This window comes from Tychonema sp. LEGE 07196, assembly GCF_963890365.1.
Lineage (GTDB): Bacteria > Cyanobacteriota > Cyanobacteriia > Cyanobacteriales > Microcoleaceae > Microcoleus.
Genome location: NZ_CAWPRX010000152.1, coordinates 43,486 through 62,057, shown reverse-complemented (window position 1 = coordinate 62,057; position 18,572 = coordinate 43,486). Strand labels below are relative to the sequence as shown.

General features: G+C 46.6%; 20 protein-coding genes. 13 read left to right on the top strand and 7 right to left on the bottom strand.

The features are described 5' to 3' along the window. Positions 1-172: 172 nt before the first annotated feature. The 4 genes from AACV78_RS17835 to AACV78_RS17820 form a co-directional block, all read right to left on the bottom strand. Positions 173-730 (bottom strand): HPP family protein, encoded by a 558-nt coding sequence (locus tag AACV78_RS17835; RefSeq protein ID WP_194012811.1) that lies wholly within the window; start codon positions 728-730, stop codon positions 173-175. Positions 731-1,467: 737 nt separating this feature from the next. Beyond that, a complete protein-coding gene (locus tag AACV78_RS17830; RefSeq protein WP_194012810.1) occupies positions 1,468-2,844 on the bottom strand; it encodes a P-loop NTPase fold protein in 1,377 nt (458 codons plus the stop codon). Between the two features lie 786 nt (positions 2,845-3,630). Next, positions 3,631-3,801, bottom strand: coding sequence for a hypothetical protein (locus tag AACV78_RS17825; protein ID WP_194012808.1), 171 nt, complete (start codon positions 3,799-3,801; stop codon positions 3,631-3,633). Between the two features lie 71 nt (positions 3,802-3,872). Continuing rightward, positions 3,873-6,662 carry a phycobilisome rod-core linker polypeptide gene (locus tag AACV78_RS17820; protein ID WP_194012807.1) on the bottom strand — a complete coding sequence of 930 codons (2,790 nt, stop codon included), beginning with the start codon at positions 6,660-6,662 and terminating at the stop codon, positions 3,873-3,875. A 180-nt stretch (positions 6,663-6,842) separates the two neighbouring features. Here AACV78_RS17820 and AACV78_RS17815 point away from each other — a divergent pair, with 180 nt between their 5' ends. From AACV78_RS17815 to AACV78_RS17795, 5 genes are all read left to right on the top strand, one after another. Further along, on the top strand, positions 6,843-7,067 hold the full coding sequence (locus tag AACV78_RS17815) for a hypothetical protein (protein ID WP_194012806.1): 225 nt from the start codon (positions 6,843-6,845) through the stop codon (positions 7,065-7,067). 228 nt (positions 7,068-7,295) lie between these two features. Continuing rightward, positions 7,296-8,519 carry a class I SAM-dependent methyltransferase gene (locus tag AACV78_RS17810; protein ID WP_194074318.1) on the top strand — a complete coding sequence of 408 codons (1,224 nt, stop codon included), beginning with the start codon at positions 7,296-7,298 and terminating at the stop codon, positions 8,517-8,519. A 458-nt stretch (positions 8,520-8,977) separates the two neighbouring features. Continuing rightward, positions 8,978-9,244 carry a hypothetical protein gene (locus AACV78_RS17805; RefSeq protein WP_194009245.1) on the top strand — a complete coding sequence of 89 codons (267 nt, stop codon included), beginning with the start codon at positions 8,978-8,980 and terminating at the stop codon, positions 9,242-9,244. A 315-nt stretch (positions 9,245-9,559) separates the two neighbouring features. Further along, entirely contained in the window at positions 9,560-9,784 is a 225-nt protein-coding gene (locus AACV78_RS17800) for a DUF433 domain-containing protein (RefSeq protein WP_194009246.1), read from the top strand. Between the two features lie 153 nt (positions 9,785-9,937). Then, positions 9,938-10,531 (top strand): Uma2 family endonuclease, encoded by a 594-nt coding sequence (locus tag AACV78_RS17795; RefSeq protein WP_194009247.1) that lies wholly within the window; start codon positions 9,938-9,940, stop codon positions 10,529-10,531. A 32-nt stretch (positions 10,532-10,563) separates the two neighbouring features. Here the strand turns inward: AACV78_RS17795 and AACV78_RS17790 are convergent, their stop codons facing one another. From AACV78_RS17790 to moaA, 3 genes are all read right to left on the bottom strand, one after another. Next, the gene (locus AACV78_RS17790) at positions 10,564-10,860 is read right to left on the bottom strand and encodes a helix-turn-helix domain-containing protein (RefSeq protein WP_194009248.1); all 297 of its coding nucleotides are present in this window, start codon (positions 10,858-10,860) and stop codon (positions 10,564-10,566) included. Beyond that, entirely contained in the window at positions 10,857-11,207 is a 351-nt protein-coding gene (locus AACV78_RS17785; protein ID WP_194009249.1) for a type II toxin-antitoxin system RelE/ParE family toxin, read from the bottom strand. The genes AACV78_RS17790 and AACV78_RS17785 overlap by 4 nt, the downstream gene beginning before the upstream one ends. Positions 11,208-11,295: 88 nt before the next feature. Further along, positions 11,296-12,285, bottom strand: a complete 990-nt coding sequence (moaA, locus tag AACV78_RS17780; RefSeq protein ID WP_194009250.1) for a GTP 3',8-cyclase MoaA — start codon at positions 12,283-12,285, stop codon at positions 11,296-11,298. 275 nt (positions 12,286-12,560) lie between these two features. Here moaA and AACV78_RS17775 point away from each other — a divergent pair, with 275 nt between their 5' ends. From AACV78_RS17775 to atpA, 8 genes are all read left to right on the top strand, one after another. After that, complete coding sequence (locus tag AACV78_RS17775; protein ID WP_194009251.1) at positions 12,561-13,010, top strand: nitrate reductase associated protein; 450 nt, start codon at positions 12,561-12,563, stop codon at positions 13,008-13,010. Between the two features lie 457 nt (positions 13,011-13,467). Further along, positions 13,468-13,899 (top strand): ATP synthase subunit I, encoded by a 432-nt coding sequence (locus tag AACV78_RS17770; protein ID WP_442922495.1) that lies wholly within the window; start codon positions 13,468-13,470, stop codon positions 13,897-13,899. Positions 13,900-13,926: 27 nt separating this feature from the next. Continuing rightward, positions 13,927-14,682: a F0F1 ATP synthase subunit A gene (gene atpB / locus AACV78_RS17765; protein ID WP_194009252.1), complete on the top strand. Its 756-nt coding sequence runs from the start codon at positions 13,927-13,929 to the stop codon at positions 14,680-14,682. A 140-nt stretch (positions 14,683-14,822) separates the two neighbouring features. Continuing rightward, the gene (gene atpE / locus AACV78_RS17760) at positions 14,823-15,068 is read left to right on the top strand and encodes an ATP synthase F0 subunit C (protein ID WP_194009253.1); all 246 of its coding nucleotides are present in this window, start codon (positions 14,823-14,825) and stop codon (positions 15,066-15,068) included. Positions 15,069-15,095: 27 nt separating this feature from the next. After that, positions 15,096-15,563 carry a F0F1 ATP synthase subunit B' gene (locus AACV78_RS17755; RefSeq protein ID WP_228042322.1) on the top strand — a complete coding sequence of 156 codons (468 nt, stop codon included), beginning with the start codon at positions 15,096-15,098 and terminating at the stop codon, positions 15,561-15,563. A 101-nt stretch (positions 15,564-15,664) separates the two neighbouring features. Further along, positions 15,665-16,192, top strand: coding sequence for a F0F1 ATP synthase subunit B (locus AACV78_RS17750; RefSeq protein ID WP_194009255.1), 528 nt, complete (start codon positions 15,665-15,667; stop codon positions 16,190-16,192). A 3-nt stretch (positions 16,193-16,195) separates the two neighbouring features. Beyond that, positions 16,196-16,741 carry an ATP synthase F1 subunit delta gene (atpH, locus tag AACV78_RS17745; protein WP_194009256.1) on the top strand — a complete coding sequence of 182 codons (546 nt, stop codon included), beginning with the start codon at positions 16,196-16,198 and terminating at the stop codon, positions 16,739-16,741. A gap of 302 nt (positions 16,742-17,043) precedes the next feature. After that, positions 17,044-18,561, top strand: coding sequence for a F0F1 ATP synthase subunit alpha (gene atpA / locus AACV78_RS17740; protein ID WP_194009257.1), 1,518 nt, complete (start codon positions 17,044-17,046; stop codon positions 18,559-18,561). The last annotated feature ends 11 nt before the right edge of the window (positions 18,562-18,572 follow it).

Sequence of the window (18,572 nt, the reverse complement as noted above, 5' to 3'; positions counted from 1 at the left end):
TCACCAAACCCAAAAACTCCAAGAATACCCGGTTTCTCGCCATGAGCGTAAATCTCAGAAACGGAATTTCTCTCGGTATTTCTCGCCACCAAACCCAAAAGCTCAAAGATGTCAAATGGGTTCTATATGAAATTGCGATCGCACTTATAACTTGAACTCATCAAAGACCATGCTATAGCCAATGATTGGGATACGTCCTTTCGTCCGCTAAATTATTAAATATCACAGCGCACAAGACCAAGATCATCGATCCCTCAAAAGCAGGTGTTAGCAAAAATTGCCAGTCTGGTTTGGTCATCATGACAACTAACGCAACTGCTCCCGAAGGCGGATGTAGAGTTTTGGTCATCTGCATAACTCCGATCGCACTAGAAACTGCTATCCCCATCGCCAAGGGAGAAGAACCGAGAAAATGCAGAATTATTAAACTTACTAGAGCAGCTAAGAAATTGCCCCCAATGACATTCCGGGGTTGAGCCAAGGGGCTGTCAGGGACACCAAATATTAGAACACTTGTAGCGCCAAACGGAGCCATTAGTAAAGGAGAATTAGTTTTTACAGAAAGATAAGACGTTGCGGTAATTGCCAAAAAACTGCCAATCCAACTCCAAACAATATGTCGGTGATGAGGTCTTTCTATTGGGCAGGTCAATTCACACGATTGCCATCTACCAAGGACTTTATACCAATATCTTTCCCATTGCAGCAGGATTTTTTTAGGGTCAACCATAAACGTTATTTGATAACCGGGCGTTTTAAATTGTTTGAGCCAGCCTCTACTAAAGTTAACATACCATAACAATTCGTAAAAAAGTAGTTAAACGCACAGATTTTTTACTTCTATGCCATTTGAGCCGCAGCTCGCCACTCGGTTGGAACCGACTAGCCAGTTTTCTCGGTGCAACATACGTTACCGGCCGCGGCAAAACTTCACCCGTAGCCCTCCGAGTGCTCTGGGTAAAACGAGAGGTTATTTGTCAGGTGCGATACCGAGTAAGCATGAATTGACCGATCGCACCCACGCTTTGGAGCGGCCTCTGGTTTAGCCGTGCGAGATCCCTTTTCCGGTCATTCCTGATAAGTTAAGACACTGGTTGGATTTGTCAATCAGTAATAATACTTAAAAAAACTGTCGATCGACAAATGAAGAGTCAAGAATCCCGGCCCATATAGCCTTTCTCATAAAAGTGAGGTATACCCGGTTTGGCCGGTTTGGCCGGTTTGGCCTATCCCGGATAGTAGTACCTCATACCAGAGGACAGAAAGGCTATATGTGCGGGGAGTAGATCAAACCTTGATTCAGCAACGGCACACATTTTTCTTATCAAATACAGTGCAAAGCATTTAGGAAAACTTGCAGCGGACAATAGAGGTTTGAGCGTTCGGAATGCGAGTCCTTCTTAAATGCTGCAGATCAAAGTCCCAACGATCAAACCTAATTAATTAGCGTTGTGAGTATTTGACAAATCAAAGCTGTTTCGCCACATTTTCAGTTTCGCGAAACTCCTTTGCATCCGCTAAAATCGGATTGACATCAAACCAGTAATCCTCGCCGTAACGGTATTCAAACACCCAAAGACTGCGTAACAAAATTTGGTATTTAGTTTCTCCGTTGACAGTTTTGGTAGCGGATACTTGGCGCAGTAAATTCCACTCATCAGCTTCGATCGCCAAAGTAAGCTGGTGGCGGCGCTGGACAATCACATTTTCCAAAGTTTCCCGCGACAGAGGAGGGTCTTGTTTTTGCAGACAGCTATACAAAAGTTGCAGCAAATTGCGGACATGACCCCCGCTAACTCGACACAGGCGATCGAGAGTTTCAGCAGAATCGAAAATTTTGTCAACCAAAGCATAGCGCCCAGATGGTTCCACGGTCGGAAAAGCCCGCGCCAGAACCATTTGGCGCAGCAATTCCACACCCTCAGAACACTCAGAACCGTCGCTCAACTGCACCGGCACCATCGGCAAAACCTTCGGATCTACCCCAAAGCGATTGGTCAATTGACCCAAATCGTTAGAGAAAATCAGCACCAAAGGAATTGTATACACGATGTGGCAATTTAGTCTTGCCAACTGTTCCCCGCGATCGACAAACAGATATTCCGGCTGCAAGCGCCCCGTCGGTTTCGCGCACAGATGTATGCGATCGAGATTGTCGATAATTACCACAAGTCCCTGTTTTCCTTGGCGTTTGAGTTCTTGATTTGCCGGTTCGAGCAACTCCTTATTCAGAGCCTCTAAAATTACATTCGTACGCGGCTCCAAATATTGCCGCAACTCCGATCGCAAATTCGGAGCATCTTTCGCCTTAGCCGTAATTTTCCCAATTCCCAGCGCCAGAGAAAATTCTCCCTCAGTGCTAGCATTTATTTCCCCAAAACCGGGGATATTAGCTTCAGCCCTCAAATCTATTTGAGTTTGAAAAACATCAGCAACCCCTTTCAGCAAAGCTTTAAAACCCGTTGGTTGCAGCTTAATTTGCATTTTTTCAATGCTTTCGCTCACCTGACGAGCCACGCTCAGCAAAATGTCAGTAATATCCACATCAGCCATGTCTAAGTCTTTACTAGACTCAAAATAAACAACATGAAATCCTTGGTGCTGCAATTGAGCTTGCAGCCGCAGCAATTCTGTTGATTTACCAGAGCCGATGTGACCGGTAAATAATTGACAGGTAGGCACGTCCGGGGACAGGCGGCTGATGGTGCGCTCCAATTGTTCTACGATTGTGCCGCCCCGCACTGAAGAGAAATCGATATAGTATTGTCGGTCTTCTGTATTTGCTACTGCCAAGGTGTAGCTGGGATTGCAAGCTTTATAAAATTTCTGTAAATTTAGTTCCATACCCTGTTCTCTGTTTAATAATATTATGCCTTAATAACTTCTTCATTTAACTGTTGTACTAATCCGAACAATTTGCCAGTTGATTTTAATGTTTTATTGGGCGATAAATATTTAGATGTATAGCGGAAACCGCCATCAAAACTCCTACTTAAATACAGTTGGTTCAAGCGTTAGGACTTTAGTCCTGTAATTTTCAAGACAACTCAAGCGATCGCTACAAACAGATTCCGCGAATTTGCATATTAAAATCAAAGACGAAGAATGGACGGTAATGTTCTCGAAAGAGGGTATTTTATTACGGTTAACCGAATCGATTTGCATTGCATATATCTTTTATATCGTTTCCGGCTGCATCGTCAGGTGATAAATTAGAGGGCAATTCATGAATGATTATTACCAGTCGCCACCTATCTCGGCGGAATTTTCAGTTGTTCGATTCACAGTCAACAGTCAACAGTCAACAGTCAACAGTCAACAGTCAACAGTCAACAGTCAACATCATGAGGAGTGCAACCGGAATTGATATTATTTATAGGTCAACCGCAGATGCTATAGCGGTTCTTACAAAAGTGAGGTATGCCCTATGCCCTGTTTGGCCAATCCCGGATAGTACCTCACCTTTTAGAGAAAGGGTATAATATCAAATCCTCTCTTCATTGGAATAGTAAATTAACAGTTAACAGTTAACAGTTAACATCATGTATGATTGCAACCGGAATTGATATAACTCTCATCCTCAAACCCTCACCCACCGTCAACAATCGCATTTGGGTGGCGTTCAGAAAATCAGAAAAACAACAGCCAAAAATAAAACGGATGCTCGAATTGTACCAACTTCAATAAATTAATTCGCGATCGCGCTTCCCTCTCCTCCATCTTTCCTTCCTCACTCAGCGCCCTCTGCGCCCTCTGCGGTAAAAAACTTCCCAAAGTATCATACAAAAAAAGGGCTAGCAATTACGCCAGCCCCTCAACTAATTTGAGGCATTAAATTACAACTAATTTAATATCTCAAATCTCAAAACAATCTAACTTCTGTCGATCGCTGCTACCGGCTCAAAACTCGGAACCACAACATCAGCATTCTGCTTAGTCAACTGGTTGTACAGCCTTTCAGTATTCGGGAAATTAGCAGCAGGGAGAGTCGGGAAGCGGCGGTAAGGAACAGTATCCTCGCCAAACGCTTCAGCATATTCAACGCTGTTCAACATCGCGTTGATAAAGCCCTTAATCCCTTGGCTTGCCAAGATTTGGTTGTACGTCCGAATCTCCGCTTGATTGCGAGGAGCGCGGCCCAAGAAGTGCTTCGTTCCCAACTCAATCACCTTAGTGTTGGGATAAGGTGCGTAGAACTGTTTCACGTACAGCGACGAGCAACCCAAAGCCTCAATAAACTCTTTGAGATTGATTTCATTGTTGCCCAGTTTGCTTTCGAGCGCCGTGAATTCATTCTTCACAACATACGGATGGATGTCGCGCTCAAAAACTTGACGGTAAGCAGCTTGAATTAAAGTTTTCAAAGCTACCTTGTCATTGGTTCCAGTCAGCTTGAACACCTTAGTTTGTTCGCGCCGCTTGCTGACACCTTGAACGATACGATTTTGCAATTCAACATCGCCCGGAGAGCCGGCAACACCAAGTTCAATAAACCGAGGTGTTTGTGTCGCAGTCTCAACGTTGACCTTTTTCTCACCAAAGGAGCCTGTACGCATCGTCCGCATCGACAAACCACCCGGAGTCACGTAGCGCTCGTAGGGGACTGTATCTTCCCCGAAAGCTTCGTTGTACTCCATGCTGTCCATGATGCCATCGACGAGCGCGTAGAAACCCTTCTTGGCGCAAATGTCAAAGTAAGCGTTCATTTCCTGGCGGCCGTAGGTAGGGCGTCCCAGGAGTCGGCGGTGGATGTACTCGATCGCCTTACAAACGTACAGCTTGCTCCAGTACATATTGCGGAACACGTCAGACTTCGCCAACATCCGAATAAACTCGCGCATCGGAATGTCGCCGTTTTCCAGCTTAATTTCCGCCACCTTTTGGCGCTGGCCGTCGAACACATCGCGGCCGAACACTTGCAGGTAAGCAGCTCGAATCACCGCTTGGGTGGAGCTTTCGGTATATTTGACACTGGAAGCACTGCTGTAGCCGCTAGAGACACCGCGAGTTGATTTTTTCGGAGATGTGTAACCACCGGGGAGCTGGTCTAATTTAAAGACCTTGGGGCCGAGAGAGCCTGGAGCCTTACCTCTGGCATCCGGGTTGCTCAATTGGTTTTCAATACCAGCACCTTGACGGATCAGGATGCGTCGGGTGTCTTTACCGAAGGGAGCCGGACGGCTCTTGGGGTTGCGAGTTTCTTTCGGGAAAATCGCGCCGAACTGAATTTCTAAGGGGTCATTACCAACACCGTAAACGTGCTGGTCTGGTAGCGGCTGGGTGTAGCCGGCAAACAAGGTGATGAACTGAGGAACTTTGCGGAACGGAGCGCTGAAATTGAACAGATCAATTTGTGGGCCCCAGTTGCGGCATTCCTGAGCTTCTTGGCCCAAACCGCGCAGGTAAGGAACTGTTTCTTCGCCGAAGTAGTCGGAATATTCCTGGGAATAAACCATTGCGTCTACCAGGCCTGCGAGGCCGCTTTTGGTGACGATCGCAAAATACTTGCTAAATTCCTCCCGCGAGCTCAAACCGCGGCCGAGGAAGTGGCGGGCTGCCAGTTCTACAGCGCGACTGTTGACAAACGGCTCGTAGAATTGCTGGCGGTACAGAGGAGATGTACCCAAACGGCGGATAAACTCTTTCATCGAGATTTCGCCGTTTTTGACCTTTGATTCCAGGTCAGAAATGCTTTGGCTGTAAGCGCGGGTAATGTCGCGCTCGAATACTTGGCGGTAAGCTGCTTTGACTACTTCTTGCTTTTCGCTTGACGACAGACCGGTTTTCATCGCGAATTTCGATCGTCTCTCGGCTGCGTTGAAGTAGATTTGAGGCAGTTGTAGCCCTTGCTGGTCCTTCGTTTCGCGCTGGCGCACCTTGTCTGAAGGTGTCGGAGCTTTGAATTCGGTAATTGCTACGTCGAAATACTGTGCGACGATCGTGCGTCCGGCCTCATCATTCTTGAAATAACCCAAGGATGCAGCCTTCATTTCCTGCATTGCCACAATTGTAGCCGCGGAAGAGCAAGCATTTTCGATAATTTCCCGCAATCCGCGCACGTTCACCGAAATAATGTTCGGGTCGCCTGCGACGATCGCGTAGGTGATGTAGCGCAAAAACCAGCTCAAATCCCGCAGAGATTTGGTCATGTTGCTCGGGCCGTAGCGCGAGACATTAATCGGTTGAAATCCTGCTGGGATTGGGCCGCCGCCGCCGCCGCCGTTAGTCGAAAACAGATTTCCCAAGCCCAACAATCCGCCACCTGAACCAGAGCCGTTGCCGTTGCCGCCGCCACCCGCGCGACCTTCAACGTAGGTAACAGTTCCCAGTTTCATGCCCTCAGAGACATTAACCGAGCCGCCGCGAGCCGCACCAGCCATTGCCATCACAGGTTCTGCTGGTCTTTCCAAAAATGCCAGCGGGGAACCGCCGACAAAAATTCGGTTGGCGGCCCGAGACACTATCAGTTCTGAGTTTCTCGTCAGCGTCTCAGAAATTGCGATCCTCATCGCACCGGAACTGAAATAAGTTGCCAGTTCGCTAAGTTCGCCCCGCTGTAGGAAGCGGTCTTGCTGTTCTGCTTGCGAAATCGTTGCGACCGGTACAGTTTGATATAGTTGCGGACGCGCAACTGAGCTTCCACCACTTGCTTTTACAGTCATTAGACTCCTTCGCTCCCTATCTAAATCGTTGCAGCATTTACCCAGACTAACCTTGCCTTCTGATGCAAGTACAACTAGGTATTTTGCTTTGTTTACTTTTTGCCTTGACCTGTCACGAGGTCGGGGCGCTTACTTTCTTAGATTAAAATGTTTTGGTTTCATCTTTCGTCCTGCCGGGAAATGTCCGACCCGAAGACAGGCACGCGGCACTTCCTCCGCCCTTGCTTTGCCCTAGACCCCCGGCAAAAATTATTTGCAGGAAAGCTCGCGATCGGGCGATCGCAGCAACTGCCGTTTATTCAGGAACAAGAAAATCCAAAATTTTCTTCTGCCTTTTGCTGGGCCTTTTACTTTTTGCCGAAAGACGCCTCCGCTTTACCCGAAAGCTCAGCATTGGGTGATTGACAGTCCTCGTTTGTTAAAAAGCCTGTCGAGACTTATTGTATAGATTTAAGAGAGCTTATATGAGAAAAAATGATAAGTTTTATTACGCGCAAGCTGTCAGTCGATTTGAGATTTGAGATTTTTGATTTGAAATTGACTCGCGCGAAACAATAACAGTGTACCACGTAGCGCCCTTCTGTCGGAGATCGCGACAATCTCAAAACTCACGCACTAACCCCTCACCCACCTATGAATACTACGCCCGATATCAGCGCTGCCGTGCGGCGGCTTTACGATACTTTCCCTTTTCCGCCCGATCCTTTGTCCGACGAACCGCCGCCTGGGTACAACTGGCGCTGGAGTTGGCCTGATGCTTATAGCTTCTGCACGGGACAAAAGCCGCCAAAACTCGATATTCGGATTTTAGATGCTGGCTGCGGCACCGGTTCGAGTACAGATTACCTGATCCACCTCAACCCGGAAGCGTCCGTAACGGCGATCGACCTCAGTTCCGGTGCCTTGAAGGTAGCACAAGAACGCTGCAGGCGATCCGGGGCGCGAGAAGCAGATTTTCGCCACCTCAGCATCTACGATGCCGCCGAGTTAGATGGCGAGTTCGATTTGATCAACTGCGTCGGCGTGCTCCACCACTTGCCAAATCCGATCCGGGGCATTCAAGCGCTGGCGGCAAAGTTGGCTCCGGGCGGTTTGATGCACATTTTTGTGTATGCTGAGCTCGGCCGCTGGGAAATTCAACTGATGCAAAGGGCGATCGGGCTTCTCCAAGGCAGCCAAAAAGGCGACTATCCCGATGGTGTGAAAGTCGGCCGTCAAATCTTTGCTTCTTTACCAGAAAACAACCGCCTTGTCAAGTACGAAAAACAGCGCTGGGCAGGAGAAAATCAGCGAGACGAATGTTTTGCCGATATGTACGTTCACCCGCAGGAAATTGACTACAACATCGAGACATTGTTCGAGTTAATTGACGCTTCGGGATTGGAATTTATCGGTTTCTCAAATCCGGGATATTGGCAGTTAGAAAGACTTTTGGGCAAAGCGCCGGAGTTGATAGAAAGAGCGAAGAATTTGACGGAACGGGAGCTTTATCGATTAATTGAATTGTTGGATACGGAAATCACTCATTACGAGTTTTTCTTGGGTAAAAAGCCTGTAGTTAAAGTTGATTGGTCGGACGATAAGGCACTTTTGGCGGCAATTCCAGAGTTGAGTGTTTGCATTCACGGTTGGCCTAGTCAACAAGTGTTTGATTGCAACTACCAATTGATCGATTTGTCAAGTGCTGAGTTTGAGTTTCTGCAAGGTTGTTCACCCCCCCCAGCCCCCCCTTGCCAAGGGGGGGAGAAAGAGGTACAGAAGACTGTTGGGGATATTTTGGCGGATGTGGAGGTGGGATTGGATGAAGTGCGATCGATCTTATCAAAACAGCTAATATTGCTAACACCGACTTTATAGCGGTTTTTAATTATTTGAACGAACCGCGAAGACGCGAAGAGCGCGAAGCAAGAACAGCATCTTCTTCTTTCTCTTCCTTCGCGTCCTTCGTGCCTTCGCGGTTCGTTTAATCTTACTCCATTACAGAATCCAGCTAAAATCCAAAATCCCAAATGGATTGACACAGGCCCCCGTCTGCGACTACGCTTTGAAGTTAGAGGTTACTTTGCTTGTAGAGGAAGTAGCCGGCGTCCCCTCCGCTTCGCTGCGCCCAAAAATCTAGTTGCACTCCCTCCGCTTCGCTGCGCCCAAAGCTGTTGGTAGCAGCAATGGACAGCTAACCGCCAAACTGGTATCAGCAGTCTGGAGGCTAACGGAGTATCTTAACATCCTCTGTAGCCGCCCTGCTATGCGTTGAAAAGCGGGGCGGCTGGGTTTTTGGGTTTTTCTAGAAAACCCAAAACCAGGAGAACATAATTATGTCACAGGAATTCTTGCCTGACGACAACAAATTCGTTAGCGCAGCCCTCGAAGAGGATCGGCCAAATGACGACTCAGCAGCAGAATCGGAACAGGATGTGGTGTGTGTAACGGTGACAGGTTCGCAATCGGGTGTCAGGGAAACCATACTCACCTTGTACCGTCTGGGATTTGCCGAAGTCGGCGATTGGAGTCCCGTACAGCGTGCAGCCAATCCGAAGCAAGTAATGAGTGTGCTGATTCGCCGTCGGAAGCGCAAAGCGTAGGTGTTTGCTGGTTCCCAGGCCTTAGCTTGGGAACGCATTCCATGAGCATCTGCCTCCTGTTTTTGTTTTTATCCGTTAGCGAGGCAGAGCCTCTGGATCTCGGTTTCCAGGCCTTAGCCTGGGAACCAGTTAAACCAGTTAAGAAGACCAACTAATATCAGGCACGTTACTTTACTGAAACATATATATATAAATCAAGCAAGCTAGGCGGGGAAACTTTTTTTCTCACTACTTGCTCAAACCTGAAATCCTGACCTAAACAAACCAGGATTATTTGCATTTATAATTACGCTTATTAGTACCAAATATTGATTTATGGACTACCGCGACATCATCACAATTGAACCGGGAAAACGCAGTGGCAAACCATGTATCCGGGGAATGCGAATCACCGTCTACGACATCTTAGAATATCTCGCCGGTGGCATGACGGAAACAGAAATTCTCGAAGATTTTTCCGAACTAACTTCGGCAGACATCAAAGCCTGCCTTGCTTTTGCGGCGGATCGTGAAAAAAAGTTATTTGTGGCATCCCTGTGAAACCGTTATTCCACAAAAACCTCTCAGATACAGTCTTATAATATAATTGAAACAGTGCTAGCCAGCTTGTTAATTCAACTAGAGTTACTGCGGCCGCCACTTCCCTCGGATGTGTAAATATTTTAATAACGATAGCAATCCTAGAGGTACAAGATGATACAAGCCCACAAACAAAAACTCACCTTTGAAGAATACCTCACCTACGAGGACGACACCGACAACCGCTACGAATTAATTGATGGAGAGTTAGTAACATTGCCACCAGAATCGGGCCCCAACAATTTCATTGCTAACTATCTACTATTCACTCTGGCTAGTAGCGGGTTCATCCCACTGAGGCTGATCAGAACACATATGTGCGAAATCCAAGTTCCGATCCTGCGCGAGGGCGACGCAGCTAACCGTTACCCCGATTTAGTGATTTTGCGGCCCGAACACATATTGCTGACAGCATCTAGGCTAACCATCACCCAAACTATGCCACCTCCTCAGTTGGTTGTCGAGGTTGTTAGTCCAGGTAGAGTTGGGCGCGATCGCGATTACATTAGTAAACGAGCTCAATATGCAGCGCGGGGTATCCCTGAATATTGGATTGTTGACCCTCAAGAGGAGATAGTAGCGGTACTACGACTAGAATCAGGTGAGTATGTGGAAGTTGGGATGTTTCAAGGGGAACAAGCGCTGATATCGCCGACTTTTCCGCAGTTGAATTTGACGGCGGGACAAGTCTTGGGAGGGGAGTTTTAGTTGTAGAATGCGCCAAGTCGCATAATTTTCAACTAAGCTACCTTCGGGCAAATTTCGACTTTGACCGTCATACCTACCTTGTTGAGCATTGCAATCAGAATGTCAACGGAAAACTGCCCAATTTTACCTTGAGTTAGAGCTTTGATTCGATCGTTGGACTGTTGGAGATGTTGAGCCGTTTGATCGAGAGTCCAACCGCGCTCTTTAATCTGATGAGTCAGGGCGAGAATTAGTTGCGATCGGATTAGTAAGTTATCAGCTTCTTCCGATGAGAATCCGAGGTCTAGAAAGATATTATCGGCTGCTTGGGTAATAGTATTTTCGCTCATTGTTCCGGTTCTCTTGAGTTTAAACGATTTTGTAACAACTCTTGGTAGCGTTTCTGCCCAACTTCGATATTTTTCTTGGCTGTTTTCTGAGTTTTCTTTTGGAAGGCATGGAGCACATAAATAGCTTCTTCAAATCTAGCAATATAGAAAACCCTATAGGCATTTTCTGTCCGAATCCGAATTTCTTCAACGCCTTTACCTACGATCGACATCGGTTTAAAGTCTGGTGGTTGTATGCCCTGCTGGAGAGTCCAAAGTGAAAAACCGGCTTCTTTTCGGGCATCTTCAGGAAGAGATTGGATTTCTTCGCGGGCAGGGCCAACCCACCGAATCGGCTTGATGGTCATCGAGTTTGTTGAGAATCGAATACTGTGACAATTATACTCAAGTATTGCCTTAAGTATTTTATGTCTTCAGCGATCGATTTCGGGCAGTTCACCCGCCGATTTGAGACATGGTGCGGCTGTAATTTCCTTGAGTAGTACCCGAATCCCGCTGCTTGAAATTAATCTCCGGTTTAATCTCCAATATGTGCCGCACTCGATCGCGCAATTCAACCGTAGACACCCCATTCCGCAAAGCAGTTTTCAAGTCAATTTGCCCGGTTTCGTTCAGCAGACAAGGCCGCAGCCACCCGTCAGCAGACAAACGCATCCGATTGCAGCGATCGCAAAAACACTCCGACATTTGGCTAATAAATCCTAAAGTACCCTTCGCCCCCGGAATTTGAAACACATCCGCCGGCCCGTTACCGCGAATTCCCGACTCGGCCAACCCGTATTTTTCGCTAATTTGTTGCCGCAAATCTGCCGAAGCTACCCAACCTTTATCGCCAAACAACTCCCCATTGCCGATCGGCATAAACTCAATAAAACGAACGTGCCAATTCCGGTTAATAGTTAATTCTGCCAAATCCAATATTTCCCCGTCATTAACACCGGGAATCACCACAACATTCAATTTCAGCGGGTCAAATCCAGCTTGATAAGCCGCTTGAATTCCCTCCCAAACTTGCATCCAGCGCGATCGTCCGCGACTGCCAATTATCTTATCAAAAGTCTCCGGTTCCAGCGAATCCAAACTAATATTAATCCGGCGCAAACCAGCATTGTAGAGATTTTGGGCCATTCCCGCCAGCAAAAAGCCGTTGGTTGTCATCGATAAATCTCGCGTTTCGGGCATTGAGGCGATCGCCCTCACCAAATCCACCACCCCAGGGCGCAGCAGCGGTTCCCCACCAGTCAGCCGAAACTTAGTAAATCCCACAGGTATAAAAACCTCCCGCAGCAGAGTTAACAATTCCGAGTGAGTTAACAACTGCTGCTGCAACACGTAGTCCAACTCGCTACCTTCCGGCATACAGTAGAGACAGCGGAAATTGCAGCGGTCTATCAAACTAATCCGAAGGTAGTCTACAGGATTCATGTCAAGAGTTTGTAATATTATTTAATTATAAATCCTGACTCGATTTTCTGCAATTATTAATTGAGAGCAAGAAACCTGCATCGATTTCTCTCTCTTACTCTCTCCTCTGCGCCCTCAGCGCCCTCTGCGGTAAATAAAAAAAAATCTCAATCACAAATCAAACAAACTTCCTACTCAACTTCTTCTCTCTATTGCTCTCTCCTCAGCGCCCTCAGCGCCCTCTGCGGTAAATCAAAAAAAATCTCAATCACAAATCCAACAAACTCCCTAAATATATGTTCTTTGAATTTGAAGCTGACTTTGTAGAAGCCCTGCGCTGCGTTCCGATGCAGGTACGACTGAAATTAGATACTTGCGGAATTAAATTAAAGTTGCAAGATTGGAATCACTTCAACCAAGCAGAACGTCAAATGCTTGTCGAGTTACCTTGTTTGACTGCATCAGAAATTAGCGATTACCGAGAACAGTTAAACAAAGTATTAATCAAACAGACTGGCAAACCGGGTACTGATTTGGCGGTTGATGAAAATCCGCCCTGGATGGATGCTGCAACTATACCGGAGTCCGTTTCTGCAAAAGCTCAAGAGTTGGATATTGTGATTAGTTTGGCACAGTGGGCGAGTTTGCAGCCTCTGCAGCGGTTTGCTTTGATTAAGCTTAGTCGATCGAGCCACGAGAATAAAAATTTCATCCCGGCGCTGCAAGAGTTTAAGGTGATTGAATGAGTTGGAGTTTTAATTAACCGCAGAAATTTACATACCCGACGCCTGTTCTACAGAGGAGCGAGATCGGAGACTGTTCCGCATTATATTAAAAGATTATATATATTGAGAAATACATCAAAAAAAAATATAATTGCAGCATAAGAACAGTGATTGTGGTAATGGCGATCGATCTGTGATACAACCGCTGCCTGCTACGAGCGTAAAACGTTTATGGTATGCACGCTTGCCTCGCCACAGTACCTCGGCTCTACTCTTCTCTGACGCCGATCAAAAAATTCATTTTTTTTTAAGTTATGTTACCTGCACGTGGTATTATTCGATCTGAAGTGTACGAGCTGTAGCTTTTGTCACACTTATCGCTACAAGACGGTTTCAACCGAATTAATTGTAGTGGGAGTCAACTAACACCGACTGCTTTAAAAGTCAAGTAACCTTGTCAGATAAATCTCTCGCATCCATCGCTGAAACGGAGGACATCTCTCATACGGGATCGCCCGAACCGGAGTCCACCGACGCTATGCAAGATTTCTACAAGCTTCAACAACAGTTGTTTGTAGTCACGCTTGCTTTCACGGGAATAGTTTTTGTCTCGGTGTGGATTTTGTATTCGCTCAACATTGCCCTAAATTATGTGATTGGGGCGATCGCCGGTGTGGTTTACTTGAGAATGTTGGCTAAAGACGTTGAGCGCATCGGCCAGCAAAAGACGAGTCTGAGTAAAAATAGGTTGGCTGTATTTATTGGGTTGATTATAGTAGCAACTCAGTGGAATCAGTTACAGATTTTGCCCATATTTTTGGGATTTCTGACGTATAAGGGCGCGATCGTCTTTTATGTGGTGCAAAACCTATTTGTTCCCGACCCGGAGAACGGGTCAGGCAGTCGGTGAATCCTCCACTGTGTGAACTTCTTGTGAATGGAAATGCTAAATGTCTTAAATGCTTTTAATGCTTTTCCCCTCGCTGAGTTGGAAGTAGGTAAGCATTTCTACTGGCACATAGGTAGTCTCAAAGTTCACGGTCAGGTATTCATTACCTCCTGGATTGTGATTGCTATCCTCCTGATAGCTGCCTTCGCGGGAACTCGCAATATGCAGAGAATTCCGCGCGGAATGCAAAATTTTATGGAGTATGCCTTAGAATTTCTTCGAGACTTGGCTAGAAATCAACTCGGCGAGAAAGAGTACCGTCCCTGGTTGCCGTTTATTGGCACTTTGTTCCTGTTTATTTTTGTATCCAATTGGTCGGGGGCTTTGCTTCCTTGGAAACTAATTACGTTACCAGAAGGCGAGCTAGCTGCTCCGACTAACGATATCAACACGACGGTGGCACTTGCTTTGCTGACTTCTCTGGCATATTTTTATGCGGGCTTCAGTAAGCGGGGTTTGGGTTACTTTAGTAAGTACATCGAACCAACCCCAATTTTGTTACCGATCGCGATTTTGGAAGATTTCACCAAGCCTCTTTCTCTGAGCTTCCGTTTATTTGGTAACATTTTAGCGGATGAATTAGTGGTGGCGGTTCTGGTGGTATTAGTTCCGCTGTTCGTACCTCTGCCCGTAATGATGTTGGGTCTGTTTACCAGTGCGATTCAAGCTTTGGTATTTGCCACCTTGGCAGGAGCTTACATTCACGAAGCATTGGAAGGACACGGCGACGAACAGCACGATTAACACTCCTCAATTGGGTAAAGGTTAATAGGGAACAGTCCGCAGTTTCATGTCCGATGACTGATGACTGATGGCTGATTGCTAATGACCGATCGCCCAAAATCTGTATTTCATTCTGTACACTAAGGTTAAGGAAATTTATCATGGATCCGACAATTGCCGCAGCTTCAGTTATCGCCGCCAGTCTAGCTATTGGTTTAGGTACGATCGGCCCTGGTATCGGTCAAGGTAATGCCGCCGCTCAAGCAGTAGAAGGTATTGCTCGTCAGCCGGAAGCAGAAGGCAAAATTCGCGGTACTCTCCTGCTCAGCTTAGCATTTATGGAATCCTTGACTATCTACGGTCTGGTTATTGCATTGGTGCTGTTGTTTGCTAATCCCTTCGCTTAATACTGAAGGACTGCCAAAAGGGGGCGGATGTGTTTCCGCCCCAAAAACAAGGAGGAACTAAAAGTGTTTGATTTTGATGCAACTTTGCCTTTGATGGCGTTGCAGTTCCTAGTTTTGACGGTAGTTCTGAATGCGATTTTCTATAAGCCGATGTCTAAGATGCTCGACGATAGGGACGAATACATTCGTACCACTAAACTGTCAGCTCAGGAACGGTTGGCGAAAGCCGAGAAATTAGCGAAGGAATACGAACAAAAACTGGGAGAAACTCGCAAACAGTCTCAAGCAGTAATTGCTACGGCTCAAGCGGATGCCAGAAAAATCGCGTCCGCCAAAGTAGCTGAGGCTCAAAAAGAAGCTCAAGTTTCGCGAGAAAAGGCAAGCCAAGAGATAGAGCAGCAAAAACAAGAGGCTATGCGCTCGCTAGAAAAAGAAGTAGATGCCCTGAGCCGACAAATTCTTGAGAAGCTATTAGGCAAAGCATTAGTCAAATAGCTCGATCGAACAGTTTTAGATTTTGGGTAAATTAGAAAATCTAAAATCTAAAATCTAAAATCGGTTCATCAAACCTGCACGCGCAATTATGGAAGAGAATCATGGGGACTGTTTTATTGCTAGCCACAGAAGCTAGCGGGGAAGGTGGTTTCGGTTTAAATTTTGATATTTTAGAAGCCAACCTGATTAACCTGATCATTCTTGTTGGATTGCTTTTTTACTTCGGGCGCGGCTTTTTAGGAAATATCCTCAGCGAAAGACGCTCCGCTATCGAAGAGGCAATTAAAGAAGCAGAAACTCGCCAAAAAGAGGCTGCAGCAGCTCTCGCAGAACAGCAGCAACAATTGACTGAGGCTCAAGCAGAAGCAGAACGGATTCGAGCCGCTGCTGAACAAAATGCGATCGCAGCCAAAGAAGCAATTTTAGCTCAAGGGGCGCAGGACGTTGAACGCATGAAAGCAACAGCAGGTCAAGAGTTGGAAGCAGAGCAAGAAAGAGCGATCGCCCAACTCAGAGCAAGAGTGGCTGTAATGGCACTAGAAAGAGTGGAAAGCCAGTTAAAAACTAGCTTGGATGACAGCGCTCAACACCAATTAATCGATCGCAGCATTGCGTTACTGGGAGGCTAAAACGTGAGTAAAGTCAGCACAGAAGTCTTGCAGCCTTACGCATCTGCCTTGATGTCACTGGCTCAGTCGAGCAATCTTGCAGAAAAGTTCGGCGAAGACGTTCGTTCTTTGCTCGGCCTGCTAGAAGGTTCGGAGGATTTGCGTCAATTTTTAGGCAATCCGCTGATTAAACCGGATGATAAAAAAGCCGTAATTGGGCAAATAGCGGGTGAAGAAATGAACCCCTTGATGCACAACTTCCTGAAGCTATTAGTAGACAAAGGAAGAATAGTTTTTTTAGAAGGAATTGGTCAACAATACTTGGCAAAGCTCCGAGAGCTAAACCAAACAGTATTGGCTGAAGTTACATCTGCAGTCCCGCTTTCAGATGCTCAAATGCAGACTGTTCGCGAGAAAGTGCAGGCGATGAGCAGCGCTCAAAGCGTAGAAATTGTCACCAAAACAGACGCAGATTTAATCGGCGGTGTGGTAATCAAAGTAGGCTCTCAAGTAATTGATGCCAGCCTGCGGGGACAATTGCGCCGTCTGGGAATTCGCTTGAATTCTTAATTGAAGGAAGAAGGAAGAAGTCCGAGGGAAGTCGGAAAAAGGAAGCATCAAAGAGGAAGTAGGAATAAGTGAATTTCTGTTTTCAAGTTGTTAGTCCCAAATTCTTACTACCAAATCTCAATTCTTTCTTGAAAAAGGGAGAAGGAAGAAGGAAGCCGGCATTCGGGAAGAATAAAACAGAAAGCAGGAATAAATGAATTTATGTTTTCGAGTTGTTAGTCCCAAATTCTTACTACCAAATCTCAATTCTTTCTTGCCGAAAACATCGATCGAAAACTGACAACTGACACATAATAATTAACATGGCAGCAATCAGACCTGACGAAATTAGCAGCATTATTCGCCAGCAAATTGAACAGTACGACCAAGATGTAAAAGTCTCTAACGTCGGTACTGTTTTGCAAGTAGGCGACGGCATTGCCCGGATTTATGGCTTGGATAAAGCTATGTCCGGCGAATTGCTGGAATTTGCCGACGGCACCGTGGGCATCGCACTGAACCTCGAACAAGATAACGTCGGTGCAGTGTTGATGGGCCAAGGCCTAGGCATTCAAGAAGGTTCGGTAGTTACTGCTACTGGCAGAATTGCTGAAGTCCCCGTTGGTGAAGCAATGTTGGGACGGGTAGTTGATGCTTTGGCGCGTCCGATTGACGGCAAGGGCGAAATTAAAACTACTGAGTCTCGGTTGATTGAATCTCCGGCACCAGGGATTGTTTCTCGCCGTTCTGTTTACGAACCGATGCAAACAGGAATTACCGCTATTGATGCGATGATTCCTGTGGGAAGAGGACAGCGGGAACTGATTATTGGCGACCGTCAAACCGGTAAAACTGCGATCGCAATTGACACAATCATCAACCAAAAATCGGAAGATGTAATTTGCGTCTACGTGGCGATCGGTCAAAAAGCTTCTACAGTAGCTAACATCGTCAACGTCCTGCAAGAAAAGGGCGCGATGGACTACACAATCGTCGTAGCGGCCAACGCTAGCGACCCCGCAACCCTGCAATATTTGGCACCCTACACTGGTGCTAGCTTAGCCGAGTATTTCATGTACAAAGGCAAGCACACTTTGGTCATTTACGATGACCTTTCCAAGCAAGCACAGGCCTACCGCCAAATGTCCTTGTTGCTGCGCCGTCCTCCCGGTCGCGAAGCTTATCCCGGAGACGTGTTTTACCTGCACTCTCGCTTGCTAGAACGCGCTGCTAAATTGAGCGACGATTTGGGCGAAGGCAGCATGACTGCTTTGCCAATTATCGAAACCCAAGCTGGTGACGTTTCTGCTTACATTCCGACGAACGTAATTTCGATTACCGACGGTCAAATCTTCCTTTCTTCTGACTTGTTTAACTCTGGTTTGCGTCCAGCAGTAAACCCCGGTATTTCGGTATCGCGGGTAGGTTCGGCGGCTCAAACTAAGGCAATGAAAAAAGTAGCCGGTAAGGTGAAATTGGAATTGGCGCAGTTTGAAGAACTGGCAGCATTTTCTCAGTTTGCTTCCGACTTGGATAAATCTACTCAAAATCAATTGGCACGGGGTCAACGCTTGCGGGAACTGTTGAAACAAGACCAAAGTTCCCCCCTGCCGATGAACGAACAAGTGGCTATAATCTATGCCGGTATTAACGGCTACATGGATGATATAGATGTGGAAAAAGTCACCAAGTTTACTGTTGGTTTGCGCGATTATTTGCGGACTAGCAAGCCGAAGTACGGCGAAATCGTTCAAGGCGGAAAGGCCTTGACTGATGAAGCTGAGAAGCTGCTGAAAGAAGGCATTGCGGAATTCAAGCAAAGTTTCTTGGTTTCTGCGTAATTAGTCATTGG

What these genes read in the sequence shown, in the direction of transcription:
- AACV78_RS17835 (WP_194012811.1), bottom strand. Translation starts at nt 730, where the DNA reads ATGGTTGACCCTAAAAAAATCCTGCTGCAATGGGAAAGATATTGGTAT.
- AACV78_RS17830 (WP_194012810.1), bottom strand. Translation starts at nt 2,844, where the DNA reads ATGGAACTAAATTTACAGAAATTTTATAAAGCTTGCAATCCCAGCTAC.
- AACV78_RS17820 (WP_194012807.1), bottom strand. Translation starts at nt 6,662, where the DNA reads ATGACTGTAAAAGCAAGTGGTGGAAGCTCAGTTGCGCGTCCGCAACTA.
- AACV78_RS17815 (WP_194012806.1), top strand. Translation starts at nt 6,843, where the DNA reads ATGTCCGACCCGAAGACAGGCACGCGGCACTTCCTCCGCCCTTGCTTT.
- AACV78_RS17810 (WP_194074318.1), top strand. Translation starts at nt 7,296, where the DNA reads ATGAATACTACGCCCGATATCAGCGCTGCCGTGCGGCGGCTTTACGAT.
- AACV78_RS17805 (WP_194009245.1), top strand. Translation starts at nt 8,978, where the DNA reads ATGTCACAGGAATTCTTGCCTGACGACAACAAATTCGTTAGCGCAGCC.
- AACV78_RS17800 (WP_194009246.1), top strand. Translation starts at nt 9,560, where the DNA reads ATGGACTACCGCGACATCATCACAATTGAACCGGGAAAACGCAGTGGC.
- AACV78_RS17795 (WP_194009247.1), top strand. Translation starts at nt 9,938, where the DNA reads ATGATACAAGCCCACAAACAAAAACTCACCTTTGAAGAATACCTCACC.
- AACV78_RS17790 (WP_194009248.1), bottom strand. Translation starts at nt 10,860, where the DNA reads ATGAGCGAAAATACTATTACCCAAGCAGCCGATAATATCTTTCTAGAC.
- AACV78_RS17785 (WP_194009249.1), bottom strand. Translation starts at nt 11,207, where the DNA reads ATGACCATCAAGCCGATTCGGTGGGTTGGCCCTGCCCGCGAAGAAATC.
- moaA (WP_194009250.1), bottom strand. Translation starts at nt 12,285, where the DNA reads ATGAATCCTGTAGACTACCTTCGGATTAGTTTGATAGACCGCTGCAAT.
- AACV78_RS17775 (WP_194009251.1), top strand. Translation starts at nt 12,561, where the DNA reads ATGTTCTTTGAATTTGAAGCTGACTTTGTAGAAGCCCTGCGCTGCGTT.
- atpB (WP_194009252.1), top strand. Translation starts at nt 13,927, where the DNA reads ATGGAAATGCTAAATGTCTTAAATGCTTTTAATGCTTTTCCCCTCGCT.
- atpE (WP_194009253.1), top strand. Translation starts at nt 14,823, where the DNA reads ATGGATCCGACAATTGCCGCAGCTTCAGTTATCGCCGCCAGTCTAGCT.
- AACV78_RS17755 (WP_228042322.1), top strand. Translation starts at nt 15,096, where the DNA reads ATGTGTTTCCGCCCCAAAAACAAGGAGGAACTAAAAGTGTTTGATTTT.
- AACV78_RS17750 (WP_194009255.1), top strand. Translation starts at nt 15,665, where the DNA reads ATGGGGACTGTTTTATTGCTAGCCACAGAAGCTAGCGGGGAAGGTGGT.
- atpA (WP_194009257.1), top strand. Translation starts at nt 17,044, where the DNA reads ATGGCAGCAATCAGACCTGACGAAATTAGCAGCATTATTCGCCAGCAA.